The following is a 17,796-nucleotide window of genomic DNA, read 5'->3' as shown; positions in this document are numbered from 1 at the left end:
CAGTGAAACTTATGGGAGCGAGACTGAATGAGCGGCAATCCGGATATGACCTATGACGAAGTGGTGATGGGACGCCGCTCGATCCGCGGCTATCTCGACAAGCCGGTGCCGCGCGCGGTGATCGAGGAAGTGCTGACGCTCGCCATGCGCTCGCCCACCTCGATGAACACGCAGCCGTGGCATTTCCACGTCATCACCGGCGAACCGCTCGACCGGATCCGGAAGGGCAATACCGAACGCATTCTTGCGGGCGAGCCCGACAGCCGCGAGTTCCGCCGCGGCGAACCCTTCGCGGGCGTCCACCGCGAACGCCAGGTCGGCGTCGCCAAGCAATTGTTCGGCGCGATGGGGATCGAACGCGACGACAAGGAAAAGCGGCAGGACTGGGTGCTGCGCGGCTTCCGCCAGTTCGACGCGCCGGTCTGCGTGATCGTCACATACGACCGCGAACTGTCGGGCAGCGACGACACGCCCTTCGATTGCGGCGCGGTCACTACCGCGCTGGTCAATGCCGCATGGAGCCGCGGGCTCGGCTGCGTGATCAACAGCCAGGGAATCATGCAAAGCCCGGTGGTGCGCGAGCATGCGGGCATCCCGGACGACCAGGTGATCATGAAGGCGGTCGCGCTGGGCTGGCCCGACGAGAGCTTCCCCGCCAATGCGGTGGTAAGCGAACGCAAGAGCGTGGACGAGGCCGCGCGCTTCGTCGGCTTTCCATGAGCGACCGGCTCGTCGACCTCGGCGAAGGCTTCTGGAGCCTGCGCGGCAGCCTGCGGCTTGGCGGGATCGTGGATATCGGCACGCAATGCGCGCTCGTCCGGCTGGCGAGCGGCAATTTCGTCTTTCTCGACAGCTATCCGCTGACCGACGCGATCCGCGCCCAAGTCGACGCGCTGACCGATGGCGGGACGAAGGTCGAGGCGATTCTCAACCTCCACCCCTTCCACACGCTGCACTGCGAATGGATGCATTCGGCTTTCCCGCAGGCCAAGCTTTACGGCACGGCGCGCCATGTCGATCACCTGCCCGAACTGCCGTGGGAAACGCTGCGCTGCGAACACGATGCGCTGGCCGAGCTGTATGCCGAGGATTTCGCCTTCTCGGTCCCGCGCGGGGTGACGCTGGTGAGCGACGACGAGAGCGTGCACTTCTCCTCGGTGCTGGCGCTGCACCGCGCGAGCGGCACGGTCCATGTCGACGACACCTTCGTCTACCTGCGCAAGGGTTTCCCGCTGTCGCTGCTGCCCTTTACCGGACGGTTCGGCTTCCACCCGACGCTGGCCAAGGCGCTCGAACCGCGAGCGGGCGCGGCAGACGAATTCCGCGAATGGGCGATCGAGCTGGGGATCGACTGGGCCGACGCGGTCTGCATCGCAGCCGCGCACAACGCTCTCCTGCCGCTCGACGGGGAAGAGCTGCCCGAGCTGATCGGCGCGGCGCTGGGCCGGGTCAAACCGGTGCTCGACGCCCACCGCGCCGAATACGGCTAGGCCAGCGCCGCCACCTTCGCGCGCACCAGCGGCAGCTGGTCGTTGCCGAAATACAGCTGCTCCTCGCCGGCGGGCTCGTGGACGATGATCGTCGGCGACCCGAAGGACCCGCGCGCGATCGCCTCGTCGGTGTTGGCGCGCAGGCGATCCTTGACCGGCTGGCTGCCCGCGCGCTCGGCCAGCGCCGCGCCGCCCAGCCCTGCCTCATTGGCCACCGCCACCAGCACGGCCGGGTCGTCGAGATTGCGGGCGTGGGTGAAATAGGCCTCGAACGCGGCATGGGCAAAACGCTCGAGCGCCTCCTGCTCTTCCTCGAGCGCGCAGCAGAAGCGCATCGCGTTGACCGATTTCAGCGGATGGTGCTCGGACGGGAAGTTCATCCCCACGCCTGCCAGTTCGGCCCACTGCTTCAGCCAGCCGAAACTGCGCGCCAGCCGCGCGGCGTTTTCAGGCTTGCGGCTTTCATAGACCGACGGGTTCACCGCGTTGAACACCCCGCCGACCAAGAAGGGCCGCCAGGCGATGGAATAGTCCAGTCCGTCCAGCGCGGGACGGATGTTGGCGAAGGCCAGTCGTGTCCATGGGCTCGACAGGTCGAAGAAGAACTCCACCCGCACGGTCATTGCACGCGCGCCTTGGCAGTGCCGAACAGGTTCTGGCGTTCTGCCGCGCTCATTTCCCCGCGCCGCGCCATGTCGCTGCCCAGCGCCACCCCGCGCCGCAGCCCCTCGCGCGTCTTGAGGGCATCGTACCACCGCTTAACATGCGGGAAGTCTGCCAGCGGGATGCCCTGCGCCTTCCATGTCCGCACCCACGGGAAACAGGCCATGTCGGCGATAGTGTAATCCGCCCCGGCGAGGTGTTCCTCCTGTGCCAGTTGCCGATCCATCACGCCGTAGACGCGCAGTGCCTCGCGGTGGAACCGCTCGATCGCATAGGGCAGTTTCTCTTCGGCATAGAGGTGGAAGTGGCCGTGCTGGCCCAGCGTCGGGCCGAGATGGCCGACCTGCCAGAACAGCCACTGCCGCACGCGCGATTGCCCGCGCAAATCGGTCGGCAGGAAGCGCCCGGCCTTCTCCGCCAGATACAGCAGCACCGCACCCGATTCGAACACCGTCACCGGCTCGCCGCCGTCGGCGGGCGCGTGGTCGGTGATCGCGGGAATACGGCCATTGGGATTGATCGCGAGATATTCTTGCGAATGCTGGTCGCCCGCCGCCAGATTAACCCAGCGCTGCTCGTAGGCGAGCCCGCATTCCTCGAGCATGATGGCGACCTTCCACCCATTGGGCGCAGGCGCGGTGAAGAATTCGATCATGCGGCAGTCTCTCCCCTTCTCTCTCGCGAGGGAGAATTCAGGTCCGCGCCGGGTGATGCAAGCAAAAAGCCCCAGCGAGCGCAGGGCCGCCGGGGCTTATTGAGCCGATCCGTCGAGCAAATGGTTAGCGCAGGCTCACCACATTGTCCGCCGCAGGACGCTGGCGGCTGCCGTCGTAGAGGCTGGCCATCGGCTCGTCGGTGACGAGCACGCGGTCGGCCGCGCCGAAACCGTTGAAATCGGTTTTCATCGCCGCGCCATAGGCACCGAGCATGCCGATCTCGATATAGTCGCCCGCCTGGATATCCTCGGGCAGGACGAAGGGGCCCTGCATGTAATCGGCATCGTCGCAGGTCGGGCCGTAGAAGGCGAAATCCATGTCCGGCTTGATGAGGTCGTCCTCGAGCGCGCGGACGGGGAATTTCCAGTCCACATGCGCGGCATCGAACAGCGCGCCATAGGCGCCGTCGTTGATGTAGAGCTCCTCGCCGCGGCGCTTCTCGACCTTGACGATAAGCGAGCTGTATTCGGCGCACAGCGCACGGCCGGGTTCGCACCACAGCTCGGCGTTGTACGCGATCGGCAAATTGTAGAAGTTCTGGTGGATGATCTGGAAGTAGTCCTCCAGCGGCGGCGGCTCCATCCCCGGATAGACCGACGGGAAACCCCCGCCGACATCGATCATGTCGATCACCACCGAGGCCTCGCCGATGGCGATACGCACGCGTTCGAGCGCCTGGACATAGGCAAAGGGCGTCATGGCCTGGCTGCCCACGTGGAAACACACTCCCAGCCAGTCGGCATGCTGGCGCGCCTGTTGCAGCAGCGCGGGCGCCTCGGTCAGGTCGCAGCCGAATTTCGACGCGAGGCTGAGTTCGGAATATTCGCTCGACACGCGCAGCCGGACGCACAGGCGCAGGTCCTGCGCCGGCTCGCCTTCATCGTCGCGGCAGGCTTCGACGATCTTCTCCAGTTCCTCGACCGAATCAAGGCTGAACGTGCGCACGCCGTGCTGGCGGTAGGCTTCGCGGATCGCGCTGTGCGCCTTGACCGGGTGCATGAAGCACAGCGTCGCGCCGGGCAGCGTAGCGCGCACCAGCCGCACTTCGGCGATCGAGGCGACGTCGTAATGCGTCACGCCATTGTCCCACAACACCTGCAGCAGGTCGGGCGAGGGATTCGCCTTTACCGCATAGAGCGACTTGCCCGGAAACTTCTCGACGAAGAATCGGGCGGCGCGCGCGGCGGCGTGCGGGCGATTAAGGATGATCGGTTCGTCCGGCTGGAGAGCGCGAACTACGGACCGGGCGTCAGGAAATGTGTGCAACTCAAGGGACCCCCAAAACGGCTAGGTTTCAGACAAGGCTGCCTTGCGGATCGGATCCCCTTGGGGCAGCGGAGCGGCGCACATAAGCGAGATGCGCGATAAAGCAAGCGGAATCGCAGCGTTCAGCCTCGTCGTCTTACCCTATCAAAGGCTGAGACGGCGCTGTGTTCCGCGCCCCGGCCGCAACCTTAGCTCAGCCGGTCGCGGAAGGTGTCGTAACCGAACTCCTTGACCAGCTCGAGCTGGTCGCTGTCGCTGTCCCAGAGGTAGATGCTGGGCAGCTGGACGCCGTTGAAGGTGTTGGTCTTGACCATCGAATAATGCGCTTGGTCGAGGAAGGCGAAACGCTTGCCGACCTCCGCCCCGCCGGGAATCCGGTAATCGCCGATCACATCGCCTGCGAGGCATGACGGGCCGCCGATCCGCACCGCGGGCGTTGCCTCGTCGCTGCTCTCGCCAAGCATGGCAGGGCGATAGGGCGCCTCGATCACGTCGGGCATGTGGCAAGTGGCCGAAACATCGGCCACCGCGACCGGCAGGCCGTTGAAGCCGGTATCGAGGATCGTGCCCACCAGAATGCCCGCATCGAGCGCGACCGCCTCGCCCGGTTCGAGATAGATTTCGGCGCCGGTATCCTCGCGCGCGTCGCGTAGGAACTCGACCAGCTCGTCGCGCTGGTAATCGGCGCGGGTGATGTGGTGCCCGCCGCCCATGTTGATCCATTTGAGCTGGCCGAACCACGGCTCGATCGCATCGAACACCTTGTCCCAGGTGGCCAGCAGCGGTTCGAAATCCTGTTCGCACAGATTGTGGAAATGGATCCCGTCGACCTGCGCCATGATTTCTGGGGTAAGTTGGTCGAGCGGGAAGCCCAGCCGGCTGCCCGGGCTGGAGGGATCGTAACGCGGCACCTCGCCCGTGGGATGCAGCGGGTTGATCCGCAGCCCGACATCGAAATCCTGCCCCGCGGCGCGCGCATTCTCGAGGATCAGCGTCGCGCGTTCGAGCTGGCCGGGCGAATTGAAGATCACGTGGTCCGACAGGCGGCACACCTCTTCCAGTTCTTCCGGCTTGTAGGCCGCCGAATAGGTCGCGATCTCGCCGTCGTAGAACTCGCTCGCCAGCCGCGCTTCCCACAGACCGCTCGTGCACACGCCGTCGAGATATTCGCCGATAATCGGCGCGGTCGCCCACATCGAGAAGGCCTTGAGCGCGCTGAGCATCTTGATCTCGGCCGCATCGCGCACTTCGGCCAGCACCTGGCAGTTGGCGCGCAATTTCGCCGCGTCGACCACGAAGGCGGGACTGTCCACGCGGTCGAGGTCGAACTGGGCAAAAGCGCCCGGATCGCCGGCTTTGGTTTCCATGGCGTCAATTCCCTTTTGAAGCGGTATTCATCTGGCTTGCCGCGGCGGACGTCGCCCCCTCGCTCGCGGCGATCAAGGTCGCGTCCGCACGCCGGGCTTGCCCGCTAGAACCCGACCGGGCCGTCCAGTTCCTTGACCTGCCAGGGCAGGCCGTGGTCGTTCAGCATGTCCATGAAGGGATCGGGATCCATTTCTTCCATGTTGAACACGCCGTCGCCGGTCCATTTTCCGGTTACCATCATCGCGCTGCCGATCATTGCGGGGACGCCGGTGGTATAGGAAACCGCCTGGTTGCCGGTTTCCTCGTAAGCCGCTTCGTGGCTGCAGATATTGTTGATGTAGAAGGTCTTCTCACCCGAGCCGTCGAGCGCCTCGCCGGTCGCGATGACGCCGATATTGGTGTTGCCCTTGGTGGTTTCGCCCAGCGATTCGGGCTTGGGCAGCACGGCGGCGAGGAACTGCAGCGGGATGATTTCCTTGCCCTGATACTTGACCGGGTCGATCCGTGTCATGCCGACATTCTGCAGCACGGTCAGGTGCTTGATGTATTCATCGCCGAAGGTCATCCAGAAGCGCGCCCGCTCCATCTCGGGGTTGAACTTGGCGAGGCTTTCGAGCTCCTCGTGATACATCATGTAAATGTTCTTCGGGCCGACCGCCTCGAAGTCGAATTCGACCTTCTTGCCCATTGCCGGGGTCTCGACGAATTCGCCGTTTTCCCAGTGGCGCGCAGGCGCGGTCACTTCGCGGATGTTGATTTCCGGATTGAAATTGGTGGCGAAGGCCTGCCCGTGATCGCCGCCATTGCAATCGAGGATATCGAGCTGGCGGATCGACTTCAGCTTGTGTTTCTTGAGCCACATGGTGAAGACGCTGGTGACGCCCGGATCGAAGCCCGAACCCAGCAGCGCCATCAGCCCGGCATCCTTGAAGCGGTCGTGATAGGCCCACTGCCACTTGTATTCGAACTTGGCCTCGTCCTTCGGTTCGTAATTGGCGGTGTCGAGGTAATCGACGCCTGCTTCGAGGCATGCATCCATGATCGGTAGGTCCTGATACGGCAGCGCCAGATTGACCACGAGGCTCGGGCCGACCTTCCGGATCAGATTGACCATCGCCGGGACTTCCTCGGCGTCGATCTCGTACGTCGCCACATCCTGCCCGGTACGCTCCTTCACGCTGGCGGCGATGTTGTCGCACTTGCTTTTCGTGCGGCTGGCGAGGTGGATGTCGCCGAAGATATCGGCGTTCATCGCCATCTTGTGGACGCAGACCGAGCTGACGCCGCCCGCACCGATCACCAGGACTGTGGACATGGGTAAACCTCTTTCGTGGAATTTCGAATCTTGCGCGCCCTCTAGCGAAATGCGCTACGGGGGCCAAATGATCCGAGACGATATGCGCAAGCCCACCCGCAAAGGCGTTCTCGCCGCGGCCGCATCCATTGCCGAACTGCTTCCGCCGACCCCGCTGCTGCCGGTCGAGATCGGCGGGGTGCGCTGCCATGTGAAGGCGGAAAGCCTGCAACCGATCGGCGCATTCAAGATCCGCGGCGGCTGGTGGCGGCTGTCGAACCTCGACGCGGCGGAGAAGGCGCGCGGCGTGGTCGCGGTGTCTTCGGGCAATCATGCGCAGGGCGTCGCCTGGGCGGCGCGGCGGCTGGGCATCGCGGCGACCATCGTGATGCCGCGCAATGCTCCCAAGGTGAAGCTCGACGCGACCCGCGCGCTGGGCGCGGACATCGTGCTCTACGAGCGGCCGGGCGAGGACCGCGACGAAGTGGCGGCGTCCATCGTGGCCGAGACCGGCGCGACGCTGGTGCATGCCTTCGCCGACGCGTGGGTGATTGAAGGACAAGGCAGCGCGGGCGTCGAGATCGCCGCGCAGCTTGGCCGCGCGCCATCGCGGCTGATGGCTTGCTGCGGGGGCGGCGGGCTGTCCGCGGGACTGGCGCTGGCCTGCCCCGATAGCTCGGTGCACGTGGTCGAACCGCATGGCTGGGACATGGTCGGACAGGCGCTCGAAGCCGGCAAAGTGGTTCGCGTCGGTGCCAACCCGCCCACGACGATCTGCGACGCGCTGCAACCCGATGCGAGCGCACCGATCGTGCTGTCGGTGCTGCAGAGCCGCGCCGAGCCGGGAGTTGCCGTAACCGATGACGAAGTCCGCGCGGCGCAGCGCTTCGCTTTCGCGCAGCTCAACCTGGTGGTCGAACCCGGCGGCGCGGCGGCGCTGGCTGCAGCGCTGGCGGGTAAAGTGCCGGTTGACGACGGCACCGTCATCATGGTGACCGGCGGCAACACCGATGCGGCGAGCTTTGCCGAAACGCTGCGCGGCTGAGCCGCAGCGCGATAGGTTGCATTTGACAATCCGGATGCGGACCACCACTCTCGCGCGCAAACGGGTCTGAGGGGAGAATAACTGATGCTAGCCCAGATGCTTGCACCCGCCGCGGTGCTTGTCGCATGGTCGATCGTGGTCCTGTTCTGGATGGCCTTCACCCGGCTGCCCGCGCTGGGCAAGGCCGGGGGGCTCGGCGAAGCCAAACCCGGCGGACGCGGACAGGATCTGGAAGGCGTATTGCCCGACCGGATCAACTGGAAGGCGCACAATTACGCGCATCTGATGGAACAGCCGACGCTGTTCTACGCTGCCACCGTCATCATCGCGCTGATGGGCGCTGGCGCGGTGGATGTGGTCTTCGCTTGGATCTACGTCGCGCTTCGGATCGTCCATTCGATCTGGCAGGCCACCGTCAATGTGGTGAAGATCCGCTTCCTGCTGTTCATCGCCTCGACCGTGGCACTGATCTATCTCGCCTATCGCGCGCTTGCGCTGACGCTGTTCCACGATCCCGCACTCGTTGCGGTCTGACGGAGACTTCCATGATTCAATCGCAAATCCTCCAGCCCGTCGTCGTGTTGCTGGCGTGGACCATGATCATGTGGCTGTGGATGTACGCCACCCGCATCCCGGCGATGTCCGAGGCGGGGATCGAGCCCAACGACGCGCGGCGGACCAAGGCGCTGGATGAAACGCTGCCCGCAAACGTCCAGTGGAAAGCGCACAATTACAACCATCTGCACGAAGCGCCGACGGTGTTCTACGCGGTTGCGCTGGTGCTGGCGATGATCGGCCTGGGCGACGGGATGAACGCGCTGATCGCGTGGATCTACGTCGGCCTGCGAATTATCCACTCGCTGGTGCAGGCGACCGCCAATGTCGTGATGGTGCGATTCGTGCTCTACGCATTGTCGAGCGTGGCGCTGATCGCGCTGGTGTTCAACGCTGCAAGCGCGGTGTTCGCCGCCTGAGATACGGCATCAGGCGGCCCCGCCGCGGCGGGGCCGCCAACCGTTATTCGGCCGCTTCGGCTTCGTGCGCGTGGCCGTCGGCGTCGATCTCCAAGCCCGCGATGAAGCGTTCGGCGTCAAGCGCGGCCATGCAGCCCATCCCAGCGGCAGTGACCGCCTGGCGATAGACGTGGTCGGTGACGTCGCCCGCGGCGAAGACGCCGGGCACTTCGGTCTTGGGCGATCCCGCCTCGGTTAGCAGGTAACCGCCCTCGTCCATCGGCAGCTTGCCCTTGAACAGTTCGGTCGCGGGCGCATGACCGATCGCGACGAAGGCGCCATCGACTTCGAGCGTGCTGTCTTCACCGGTAACCGTGTCGCGCAACTTGAGATGCCCCAGCGCGCCGGCCGGCCCGGCTTCGAAGCTTTCGACCGCCTTGTTCCAGATCACGCTGATCTTGGGATGGTTGAGCAGGCGCTCCTGCAGGATTTTCTCCGCGCGCAATTCGTCGCGGCGGTGGATCAGCGTGACATCGTCCGAATGGTTGGTGAGGTAGAGCGCTTCCTCGACCGCGGTGTTGCCGCCGCCGATCACCGCGACCTTCTTGCCGCGGTAAAAGAAGCCGTCGCAGGTGGCGCAGGCGCTGACGCCCTTGCCGCCCAGTTCCTGTTCGCCCGGGACGCCCAGCCACTTGGCCTGCGCGCCGGTGGCAATCACCAGCACGTCGGCGACATATTCGTCGCCGCTGTCGCCAGTCGCGGTAAAGGGCGAGCCGTTCGATACATCGACATCGACGATCGTGTCCCACATCATCCGCGTGCCGACATGTTCGGCCTGCTTCTGCATTTGCTCCATCAGCCACGGGCCCTGGACGACATCGGCGAAGCCGGGATAATTCTCGACATCGGTGGTGATGGTCAGCTGGCCGCCCGGCTGCAGCCCCTGCACCACGATCGGTTCCATCATCGCGCGCGCCGCATAGATGGCGGCCGAATAGCCCGCGGGGCCCGAGCCGATGATGAGCATCTTGGTGCGATGGGTAGCCATGTCGTCAATTTCCGTCAGTCTGAAGGGGTGTTCGCGGCTATATGGGAAGCCGCAGCCGCAGAGTCACGCCACGAAGCGGGCGATCAGCGCCTCGCGCAGCGCGTCATCCACACCTATCGCAGCTTCGAGATAGGTGTCGAAGCTGCCGTGCCGCTCGGTCGCGATCTCGAGATAGCGGTCGAGATATTCCGCGCGCACGCCGAGCAGGTCCTTGGCTGCGCCTTCGTCGAGCTTGCGGCCCAGCCGCGCCTCGATCCCGGGGAGCGACTGGCGCGCGAGGACATCGAAGGTCGGGCTGTCGTTGGTGCGCAGGAATTCGCGGCGCTGGTCTTCCTCGGCCACGCCGAGGATGTGCAGCAGCATGGTCGCCGCCACGCCGGTGCGGTCCTTGCCGGCATAGCAATGGACGAGGCTGGCACCCTCGCGCTGCGCGAGGATGTTGAGATAGCGGCCGAACATGTCGATCATCGCCGGGTTGTCGGGCATGCGCGTGTACACCGCGAGCATGCGTTCGCGCGCGAAATCGGCGGCGCTGGTGTCGGGGCCGATATCCATGTGCGGCGGGCTGGAGGTGGTCTCGCCTTCGTAGAACACCACCTGCCCGTCGAACCCCTCGACCCGGCGGCAGGGATTGGCCGCGCGCTCGCTTTCGCCGCGCAGGTCGATGACCGTGTGGATGCCCAGCGGGGCGATCGCGGCGAGATCGTCGTCGGTCGCCTCGACATGGTGGCCCGAGCGGAACAGCAGCCCGGTGCGCACCTGCCCACCCCCGCGCGAGCGCCAGCCGCCGTAATCGCGGAAATTGTGGATGCCCCGGGTTTTCAGAAAAGGTTCGCGAATCATGCGCGCGACGGTGGCAGCGCGGCAGGACATGCGCAATCGCAGCGATCGGCGCCGCGCTCAGGCCTCGCTCAGATCGCGCAGGAAATTGGCGGTCCAGTCCTGCACATTGTCGTCGCGCACGGTGGCGATCAGCTTCTGGTAGCGCGCCTTGCGCTCCTCCAGCGTCATGTCGAGCGCGGTCTGGATCGCATGCGCGATATCGTCGGGGCTGTGCGGATTGACCAGCACCGCATCGGGCATCTGCGCCGCCGCGCCGGCGAAGCGCGAGAGGATCAGCACGCCGGGATCCTCGGGGTCCTGCGCCGCGATATATTCCTTGGCGACCAGGTTCATCCCGTCGCGCAAGGGAGTGACCAGCCCGATCTTGGCGGCGCGGAAAAAGCCGAACAGTTCTTCGTGGCTGTAGCCGCGATTGACATAGCGGATCGGGACCATGTCGACCTCGCTGCGCGCGCCGTTGATGCGGCCGCATTTCTGTTCGAGCTCGGCGCGGATCGCCTGGTAGCTGTCGACATCCTCGCGGCTGGGCGGCGCGATCTGGATGAAGACAAGATCCTGCACCCGCTCGGGATGCTTGTCGAAGAAGCGCCCGATCCCGTCGATGCGCTCGGGAATACCCTTCGAATAGTCGAGCCGGTCGACCCCGATCATGGCGGTGCGTCGGCGCGACGAGCTGAGCAGCCGTTGCTGCGCCTGCCGCGCTTCGCCGGCACTGCCCAACTGCGAAAAATGGTCCCAGTCGATCCCGATCGGATAAGCGCGCGCGATCGTGGTGCGCCCCTCGAAACTGACGGTGCCCTTCGCGCCGTCGACTTCGGCGCCCAGCTCGTGCTCGCAGTAATGCAGGAAGCTTTCGAGCCATTCCTGCGTCTGGAAGCCGACCACGTCGTAATAGAGCAGCGTGCGCACGAGCCGCTCGTGATAGGGCAGCGACACGAACAGCCGCGTCGGTGGCCAGGGAATGTGCAGGAAGAAACCGATGCGGTTCTTGAGCCCGCGCGAGCGCAGCCGCTCGCCCAGCGGGATGAGGTGGTAATCGTGCACCCAGACCGCATCGTCGGGCTCGATCAGCGGCGCGACCTGGTCGGCAAAGCGTTCGTTGACGCGTTCGTAGCCCTTGCCCGTTTCGCGTTCATATTGCGCGAGGTCGAGCCGGTAATGGAACAGCGGCCACAGCGTCGAGTTGGCATAGCCGTTGTAGTATTCGTCGATATCGCGCTGCGACAGATCGATCGTCGCGGTGGTCACGCCGTCAGTGGTCTGCGTGTCGATATGCCCGGTGCGCCCGCTTTCGCTTTCCTGCCCCGACCAGCCGAACCACAACCCCTTGCGATCGCTGAGCGCCGCATGCAGCGCGCCGGCAAGGCCGCCCTGCGCGCCCGCTGCGCCGCGCGCCTTGGGCACTGCAACGCGGTTGGAGATGACGACGAGTCGGGGTTGATCGGTCAGCGTACTTCGCTCCACGGTTTGCTCAGCAGGCCGGCACAGTTGATGATACCGACCAGTGAATAGGTTTGCGGGAAATTGCCCCACAATTCATCGGTCTCGTAGTCGAGATCCTCGCTCAGCATGCCCGATGCGGTGGTGTGGCTGAGCATGGCCTCGAACATCTCGCGCGCCTCCTCGCGGCGGTCGACCAGCGCAAGCGCCTCGATCAGCCAGAAGGTGCAGACGTTGAACGCGGTTTCGGGTGCACCGAAGTCGTCCTCTGCAGCGTAGCGCAGCATGTGATCGCCGCGCCGCAGATCGCGCTCGACCGCGGCGAAGGTCTTGAGGAAGCGTTCGTCGTCGGGCGTAAGATAGCGCAATTCGACCAGTTGCAACAGGCTGGCGTCGAGATAGTCGCTTTCGAAGCTGGCGCCGTAATGCCCGCCCTCCTCGCTCCACGCATTCTCGTCGATCTTGGCGCGGATCGCGTCGGCGCGCTGTTTCCAGTGGACCACGCGGTCGCCCTTGCCCAGCGTCGCGGCGACATTGGCCAGCCGGTCGCAGGCGGCCCAGCACATCACCGCCGAATAGGTGTGCACTTCCTGCCGCGTGCGGAACTCCCACAGCCCGGCATCGGGCTGGTCGTGCTTGGCCCAGGCCGCTTCGCCGACTTCTTCCAGATGTTCGAAATCGCGTTCGTCCGCCATTCGCAGCAGTCGCGTGTCGAAAAACGCCTGCGCGGTCGGCATGACGATCTGGCCGTAGCAATCGTGCTGCACCTGCTTGTAGGCGGCATTGCCCACGCGCACCGGGCCCATGCCGCGATAACCGGCAAGATGCTCGGCCTCGAATTCGTGAAGCTCGTCCGCGCCCATCACCGAATAGAGCGGCTGGATCTGCCCACCGCGCGCCTGGTCGACGATGTTGCGCAGATAGGCGAGATATTTCTCGAGCACGTCGAGCGCGCCGAGCCGGTTGAGCGCCTGGACGGTATAATAGCTGTCGCGGATCCAGCAGTAGCGATAGTCCCAGTTGCGCTGGCTGTTGGCAGCCTCGGGGATCGAGGTGGTCAGCGCGGCGACGATGGCGCCGGTTTCCTCGTGCTGGCACAGCTTGAGCGCGATCGCGGCGCGGATCACCTCTTCCTGCCATTCGAGCGGGATATGCAGCCCGCGCACCCAGTGCTGCCAGTAGCGCGCGGTCATCGCCTCCATCCGCCGCACTTCGCTGCGGATATTGCCATCGAAGGGTTCGTCGGGGCCGAGGAAGAAGTGCTGGTCGCTTTCGACCCGGTAGCTGCGCCCCTCGAGGACGTAACCCACCGGCGCATCGGTCGACAGGCGCAGCGCCTGCGGGCCGATCATGTAGCGGATGTGATTGGTGCCGTTGGTCGTTTCGGCAAGCGAGGCGCCGTAGCCGTTCATCGGCGCGAGGACGATGCGCAGCCGCGGCGCGCCAGCCACGGGGCGCACAATGCGCGCATAGGCAACCGGGCGGTACATCCGGCCCGAACGTTCGAAGCGCGGCGCGAAATCGTGGATCTCGACCGCGCTGCCATCATCGGCCTCGAGCCGGGTGACCAGGATCGCGGTGTTGCGTTCGTACCGCTGGCTGCTGCGCGCCTGCCCTTCCAGCTCGAACCGCCAGATGCCGCGATCGCGCGCATTGTCGTTGAGCAACGAACAGAAGACCGGATCGCCGTCGACGCGCGGGACACAGCCCCAGACGAAGGCCCCCTCGCTATCGACCAGCGTGCTGACCTGGCAGTTGCCGATCGGGGAGAGCTCAAGGTCCGACTGCATCATATCTCCAACCAATGGTGCACTGCAGCAACGCTGTCGAGTCCGTATCGTGCCTGCCGGCTCGGACGTTCGCCCACGGCGATCCCGAAACCGCCATGTTCGCCCGCGCCTGCAAACCCGTCTTCGTCGGTCACATCGTCGCCGATGAATACCGGGACGGCGCCCGCGAAAGGCGCGACTTCCATGAAGGCCGACACAGCCGCCGCCTTGGTCGCACCGGGGCGCACCAGTTCGGCCACGCCCTTGCCGCTGGTGACGCACAATTCGCGCGAGGCGGCGAATTCCTCTGCGAAGGCCAGGGTCGCCTCGCGCTTTTCGGGTGCGCCGCGGAAATGCAGCGCGCCGCCATGCGTCTTGGTCTCGTAGAACAGGCCATGCGCTTCGGCGAAGGCGCGCAATTCGTCCACCGAGGCTTCGGACAAGCCGCGTGGCTCGTCACCGAGACGCGTGCCATCGGCGAGGAAGCGCGAGGCGCCATGCGACCCGGCCCGGCAGATCGCCGGTTCGCCCAGGTGCCCGGTCAGATCGTCGAGCGCGCGCCCGCTGACCAGCGCCAGCCGGCCTTCCAGGCGGTCGCGCAGCGCGTGCAGCCGGTCCAGCAGCCCCTCGGGCACGTGGATGTCGCCCGGGCGCGGCGCGATCTCCACCAGCGTGCCATCGAAATCGAGGAACAGTGCAGCGGGGCCGCGGTCAAGCAGCTGCGCCAGCGGCGGCGGGGGCGGAAGCGTTGTCGAGCCGTCCATCGCGCGCTGCCCTAGCGTTTCGGCGCGCATGGTCCAACGGGGGAATTCACGAAATCGTATCCTCGGCCCGGGGCACGAGGATAAGCGTGTTGTCCTCCACCCGCCACGAACCGAGCCGGGCCAGCACATTCATCCCGATGACGTTGAAATCGCCGAAGCTTTCCGCGATCGCCGCATCGGTCCCGCTGGCGCTGACATTGCCGAAGGTCAGGCTGTCGATCGTCGCGACATGCGCCTGCACCGTGCCGTTGGCAGTGCCCAGCATGATCGGAATGCCGCCGCGGCGCGGCTCGAGCCCGGCGCGCTCGGCAAGCGGCGCAGAAATTGCGGTCAGCGTCGCGCCCGTATCGATCATGAAATTGCCCGGCACGCCGTTGACCTCGGCGCGAACCCAGAAATGCCCGTCGGCGGACAGCGGGATCTGCGTTTCGCCGCCCTCCACCACCTGTTCGGGCAGGCCGATCTGCGGCACCGCGACATCGAAGCGCGGGTCGAACCGCGACAGTTGCAGCACCACCGTGAGCAGGATCGCGCCCAGCGCCACCGAGCTGGCCAGCCGCAGCACCCGGCCAAGCGCCGAGCGCTTGGCGATGATCGCGCCGATCCAGCCGAGCACCATGGCCGCGACGGCGGCGATAAGCAGTTCCGAACGCGGGATTGCGCGCAGCGTGTCAGCGGCGGCGCTGAAGACGGGTTCGAGTTCCATACGGCACATATAGGAACGCGCCGGTGTCGCGTCCATGAACTCGGCGTGTCAGGGCGCCTCGCGCTGGTCGGTCGCCCGGGCGAGGATCACCGAGAAGCGGTCCTGCTCATCGGTCCAGCGTTCGAGCGGGGTCCAGCCGCCGGCGAGCAACAGCAGGCTGGCGGTACGCGGGGTGAATTTATGGCTGTTCTCGGTGTGGATGGTCTCGCCTTCCTCCATCGCGAAGCGCTGGCCCGAGACCTCGAAAGCGACGGCCCGCGTGGCAACGAGATGCATCTCGATGCGCGCCAGATCGTCGTTCCAGCGCGCTTCGTGGGCAAAGGCATCGGCGGGCATGGTGCCGCCGAGTTCGCGGTTGATCCGGGTGACGAGGTTCAGGTTGAACGCCGCGGTGACGCCGGCGGCATCGTCATAGGCGGCTTCGAGGACGGCGCGGTCCTTGATCAGGTCCATGCCGATCAGCAGCAGCGGGCTGGCGCCTTCATCCGCGCCCAACGTCGCGCGCATCGACCGCAGCAGGTCGACTGCCGTGCGCGGGACCATGTTGCCGATCGTCGACCCAGGGAAGAAGCCGAGCTTGCCCAGCTTATCCACTTCGCCGGGCAGGGTCACGCGGCGCATGAAGTCGGCCTCGACCGGGTGGACCGGCAGGCCGGGGAACTTGGCCCCCAGCGCGGCCGCGCTTTCGCGCAGGAAATCGCCCGAAATGTCGAGCGGGACGTAAGCGGCGGGATCGATCGCCTCGAGCAGCAACGGCGTCTTGACCGAGCTGCCCGAACCGAATTCGACCACCGCGCGTCCGGGCCCGATCAGCTCGGCAAACTCTGCCCCGCGCGCGCCGAGGATTTCGGTTTCGGAGCGGGTGGGATAATATTCCTCCACCTGCGTAATCTTCTCGAACAGTCGCGAGCCTTCCGCGTCGTAGAACCAGCGCGCGGGGATCGCCTTGGGATCATGGTGGAGCCCGGCCAGCACATCCTCGCGAAACGCCCGGTCGACGCCGTCCTCGTCGCGGTCGACGAGCGCGATCCCCTTGTCGGTAGCCATCAGATGTCCTTTGCCAGCCGCAGTCCGGTGAACTGCCAGCGCTGATGCGGGTAGAAGAAATTGCGGTAGCTGGAACGCGAATGGCCGCGCGCCGTGGCGCAGCTGGCGCCCTTGAGCACGAACTGCCCGCTCATGAACTTACCGTTGTATTCGCCCACGGCGCCTGCAGCCGGCTTGAAGCGCGGATAGGGCAGATAGGCCGAGCGGGTGAACTGCCAGCAATCGCCGAACAGGCCTTCGCTGCCGCGGGGCAGCGGCGGGGCGGCGTCGTCGAGTTGGTTCCCGCCGCACGGATCGTGCGCCTGCGCCTGCCCTTCCTGCCCGCGCGCGATCGCTTCCCATTCGAATTCGGTGGGCAGCCGCTGCCCCGCCCAGCTGGCGAAGGCATCGGCCTCGAAATAGGAGATATGCGTGACCGGTGCATCAGGGTCGCGCGGCTGCCAGCCGGAATGGGTGAAATGCTCGCCTTCGCGCCAGTAGAGCGGCGCCCCGACGGCGTGTTCGCGCACCCACGCCCAGCCGTCGGACAGCCACAGGCTGGCGGTGTCGTAGCCGCCATCGGCGATGAAGGCATCCCATTCGCCGTTGGTCACCAGCCGCGACGACAGCGCGAAGGGTTCGAGCAGAACGCGGTGCGCGGGACCTTCGTTGTCGAAGGAAAACCCGTCCGCCTGGTGGCCGATGCGCGCGATCCCGCCGGGATGTTCGTGCCACTCCTGCGGCTGCGCTTGGGCAGCGGCTGCGGGTGCGTCCCACATCGCGGCGCCCAGCGGGTTCTGGAACAGGCCGTGCTTGATATCGGTGAGCAGCAGTTCCTGGTGTTGCTGTTCGTGGCTGAGGCCCAGCTCGATCAGCGGCGCCAGGTCCTCGCGCGCGAACAGCGGCTCCATCGCGGCATCGACATGCGCGCGCCAGGCAAGGATTTCCTCCAGCGTCGGCCGCGACAGCATCCCGCGCGAAAAACGGTGGATGCGTTCGCCTTCGGCTTCGTAATAGGAATTGAACACGAACGGCCAGCGTTCGTCGAACAGCGTGTACCCTTCCAGCCGGTCGCGCAGGAGGAAGGTTTCCCAGAACCATGTGGTATGCGCCAGGTGCCACTTGGCAGGGCTGGCGTCTTCCATCGACTGGATCGTCGCATCGGCATCGGACAGCGGCGCGGCGAGCGCTTCGCTGAGCGAGCGGACGGTATCGTAGCGTGCGTCGAGGCTTTCCCCGGTGGATGGGCGCGAACTGGGCTGCAACTGGGACATCGCCGGTCCCCCCTAGGTAGCAGTCACCGGACGCTGGCGACCATGATCCATCATGGCCGAAATCCATTTCGGTTTAAAGGCCGTGGGTATAAAACCGTGTCCGTACAATCGCCTGTCGCGCATTCCCGAAC

The 17,796-nt window shown here is 65.7% G+C and carries 18 protein-coding genes; 5 read left to right on the top strand and 13 right to left on the bottom strand.

Annotated features, from left to right (window positions below; all coding sequences use genetic code 11):
- Positions 1-27 precede the first annotated feature (27 nt).
- Both GRI55_RS06290 and GRI55_RS06285 read left to right on the top strand, forming a co-directional pair.
- Positions 28-720, top strand: coding sequence for a nitroreductase (locus tag GRI55_RS06290; RefSeq protein WP_202392394.1), 693 nt, complete (start codon positions 28-30; stop codon positions 718-720).
- Positions 717-1,490 carry a hypothetical protein gene (locus GRI55_RS06285; protein ID WP_160766582.1) on the top strand — a complete coding sequence of 258 codons (774 nt, stop codon included), beginning with the start codon at positions 717-719 and terminating at the stop codon, positions 1,488-1,490. The genes GRI55_RS06290 and GRI55_RS06285 overlap by 4 nt, the downstream gene beginning before the upstream one ends.
- On the opposite strand, the gene GRI55_RS06280 is transcribed toward GRI55_RS06285, so the two are convergent.
- The 5 genes from GRI55_RS06280 to GRI55_RS06260 form a co-directional block, all read right to left on the bottom strand.
- Positions 1,487-2,113 carry a 2-hydroxychromene-2-carboxylate isomerase gene (locus GRI55_RS06280; protein WP_160766581.1) on the bottom strand — a complete coding sequence of 209 codons (627 nt, stop codon included), beginning with the start codon at positions 2,111-2,113 and terminating at the stop codon, positions 1,487-1,489. The two genes, GRI55_RS06285 and GRI55_RS06280, sit on opposite strands and share 4 nt — an antisense overlap.
- Positions 2,110-2,808, bottom strand: coding sequence for a glutathione S-transferase N-terminal domain-containing protein (locus GRI55_RS06275; RefSeq protein WP_160766580.1), 699 nt, complete (start codon positions 2,806-2,808; stop codon positions 2,110-2,112). Before GRI55_RS06275 ends, GRI55_RS06280 begins: the two co-directional genes overlap by 4 nt.
- Positions 2,809-2,932: 124 nt before the next feature.
- A complete protein-coding gene (locus tag GRI55_RS06270) occupies positions 2,933-4,135 on the bottom strand; it encodes a type III PLP-dependent enzyme (RefSeq protein ID WP_160766579.1) in 1,203 nt (400 codons plus the stop codon).
- Between the two features lie 188 nt (positions 4,136-4,323).
- A complete protein-coding gene (locus GRI55_RS06265; RefSeq protein ID WP_160766578.1) occupies positions 4,324-5,502 on the bottom strand; it encodes a carboxynorspermidine decarboxylase in 1,179 nt (392 codons plus the stop codon).
- A gap of 104 nt (positions 5,503-5,606) precedes the next feature.
- Entirely contained in the window at positions 5,607-6,818 is a 1,212-nt protein-coding gene (locus GRI55_RS06260; protein ID WP_160766577.1) for a saccharopine dehydrogenase family protein, read from the bottom strand.
- 82 nt (positions 6,819-6,900) lie between these two features.
- Here GRI55_RS06260 and GRI55_RS06255 point away from each other — a divergent pair, with 82 nt between their 5' ends.
- The 3 genes from GRI55_RS06255 to GRI55_RS06245 all read left to right on the top strand — a co-directional run bounded on the left by GRI55_RS06255 (position 6,901) and on the right by GRI55_RS06245 (position 8,816).
- A complete protein-coding gene (locus tag GRI55_RS06255) occupies positions 6,901-7,842 on the top strand; it encodes a threonine ammonia-lyase (protein ID WP_237452439.1) in 942 nt (313 codons plus the stop codon).
- An 84-nt stretch (positions 7,843-7,926) separates the two neighbouring features.
- Positions 7,927-8,376, top strand: coding sequence for an MAPEG family protein (locus GRI55_RS06250; protein ID WP_050600328.1), 450 nt, complete (start codon positions 7,927-7,929; stop codon positions 8,374-8,376).
- Positions 8,377-8,387: 11 nt separating this feature from the next.
- Entirely contained in the window at positions 8,388-8,816 is a 429-nt protein-coding gene (locus tag GRI55_RS06245) for an MAPEG family protein (protein WP_063505083.1), read from the top strand.
- Positions 8,817-8,859: 43 nt separating this feature from the next.
- Here the strand turns inward: GRI55_RS06245 and trxB are convergent, their stop codons facing one another.
- The 8 genes from trxB to egtB all read right to left on the bottom strand — a co-directional run bounded on the left by trxB (position 8,860) and on the right by egtB (position 17,665).
- Positions 8,860-9,843 carry a thioredoxin-disulfide reductase gene (gene trxB / locus GRI55_RS06240; RefSeq protein WP_160766575.1) on the bottom strand — a complete coding sequence of 328 codons (984 nt, stop codon included), beginning with the start codon at positions 9,841-9,843 and terminating at the stop codon, positions 8,860-8,862.
- 63 nt (positions 9,844-9,906) lie between these two features.
- Positions 9,907-10,716: a tyrosine-protein phosphatase gene (locus tag GRI55_RS06235; RefSeq protein ID WP_237452438.1), complete on the bottom strand. Its 810-nt coding sequence runs from the start codon at positions 10,714-10,716 to the stop codon at positions 9,907-9,909.
- 27 nt (positions 10,717-10,743) lie between these two features.
- Positions 10,744-12,150, bottom strand: coding sequence for an alpha,alpha-trehalose-phosphate synthase (UDP-forming) (locus GRI55_RS06230; RefSeq protein ID WP_307019520.1), 1,407 nt, complete (start codon positions 12,148-12,150; stop codon positions 10,744-10,746).
- Positions 12,132-13,919, bottom strand: coding sequence for a glycoside hydrolase family 15 protein (locus GRI55_RS06225; RefSeq protein WP_050600325.1), 1,788 nt, complete (start codon positions 13,917-13,919; stop codon positions 12,132-12,134). Before GRI55_RS06225 ends, GRI55_RS06230 begins: the two co-directional genes overlap by 19 nt.
- The gene (gene otsB, locus GRI55_RS06220) at positions 13,916-14,659 is read right to left on the bottom strand and encodes a trehalose-phosphatase (RefSeq protein ID WP_050600324.1); all 744 of its coding nucleotides are present in this window, start codon (positions 14,657-14,659) and stop codon (positions 13,916-13,918) included. Before otsB ends, GRI55_RS06225 begins: the two co-directional genes overlap by 4 nt.
- A gap of 46 nt (positions 14,660-14,705) precedes the next feature.
- A complete protein-coding gene (locus GRI55_RS06215; protein ID WP_233996488.1) occupies positions 14,706-15,401 on the bottom strand; it encodes a retropepsin-like aspartic protease family protein in 696 nt (231 codons plus the stop codon).
- A gap of 12 nt (positions 15,402-15,413) precedes the next feature.
- Positions 15,414-16,412 (bottom strand): L-histidine N(alpha)-methyltransferase, encoded by a 999-nt coding sequence (gene egtD, locus GRI55_RS06210; protein WP_160766573.1) that lies wholly within the window; start codon positions 16,410-16,412, stop codon positions 15,414-15,416.
- A complete protein-coding gene (gene egtB / locus GRI55_RS06205) occupies positions 16,412-17,665 on the bottom strand; it encodes an ergothioneine biosynthesis protein EgtB (RefSeq protein ID WP_160766572.1) in 1,254 nt (417 codons plus the stop codon). Before egtB ends, egtD begins: the two co-directional genes overlap by 1 nt.
- Positions 17,666-17,796: the final 131 nt, after the last annotated feature.

Source organism: Qipengyuania citrea, assembly GCF_009828015.1.
In the GTDB taxonomy this organism is placed as follows: Bacteria; Pseudomonadota; Alphaproteobacteria; order Sphingomonadales; family Sphingomonadaceae; genus Qipengyuania; species Qipengyuania citrea.
This window is presented reverse-complemented; position numbering and strand designations above follow the sequence as displayed.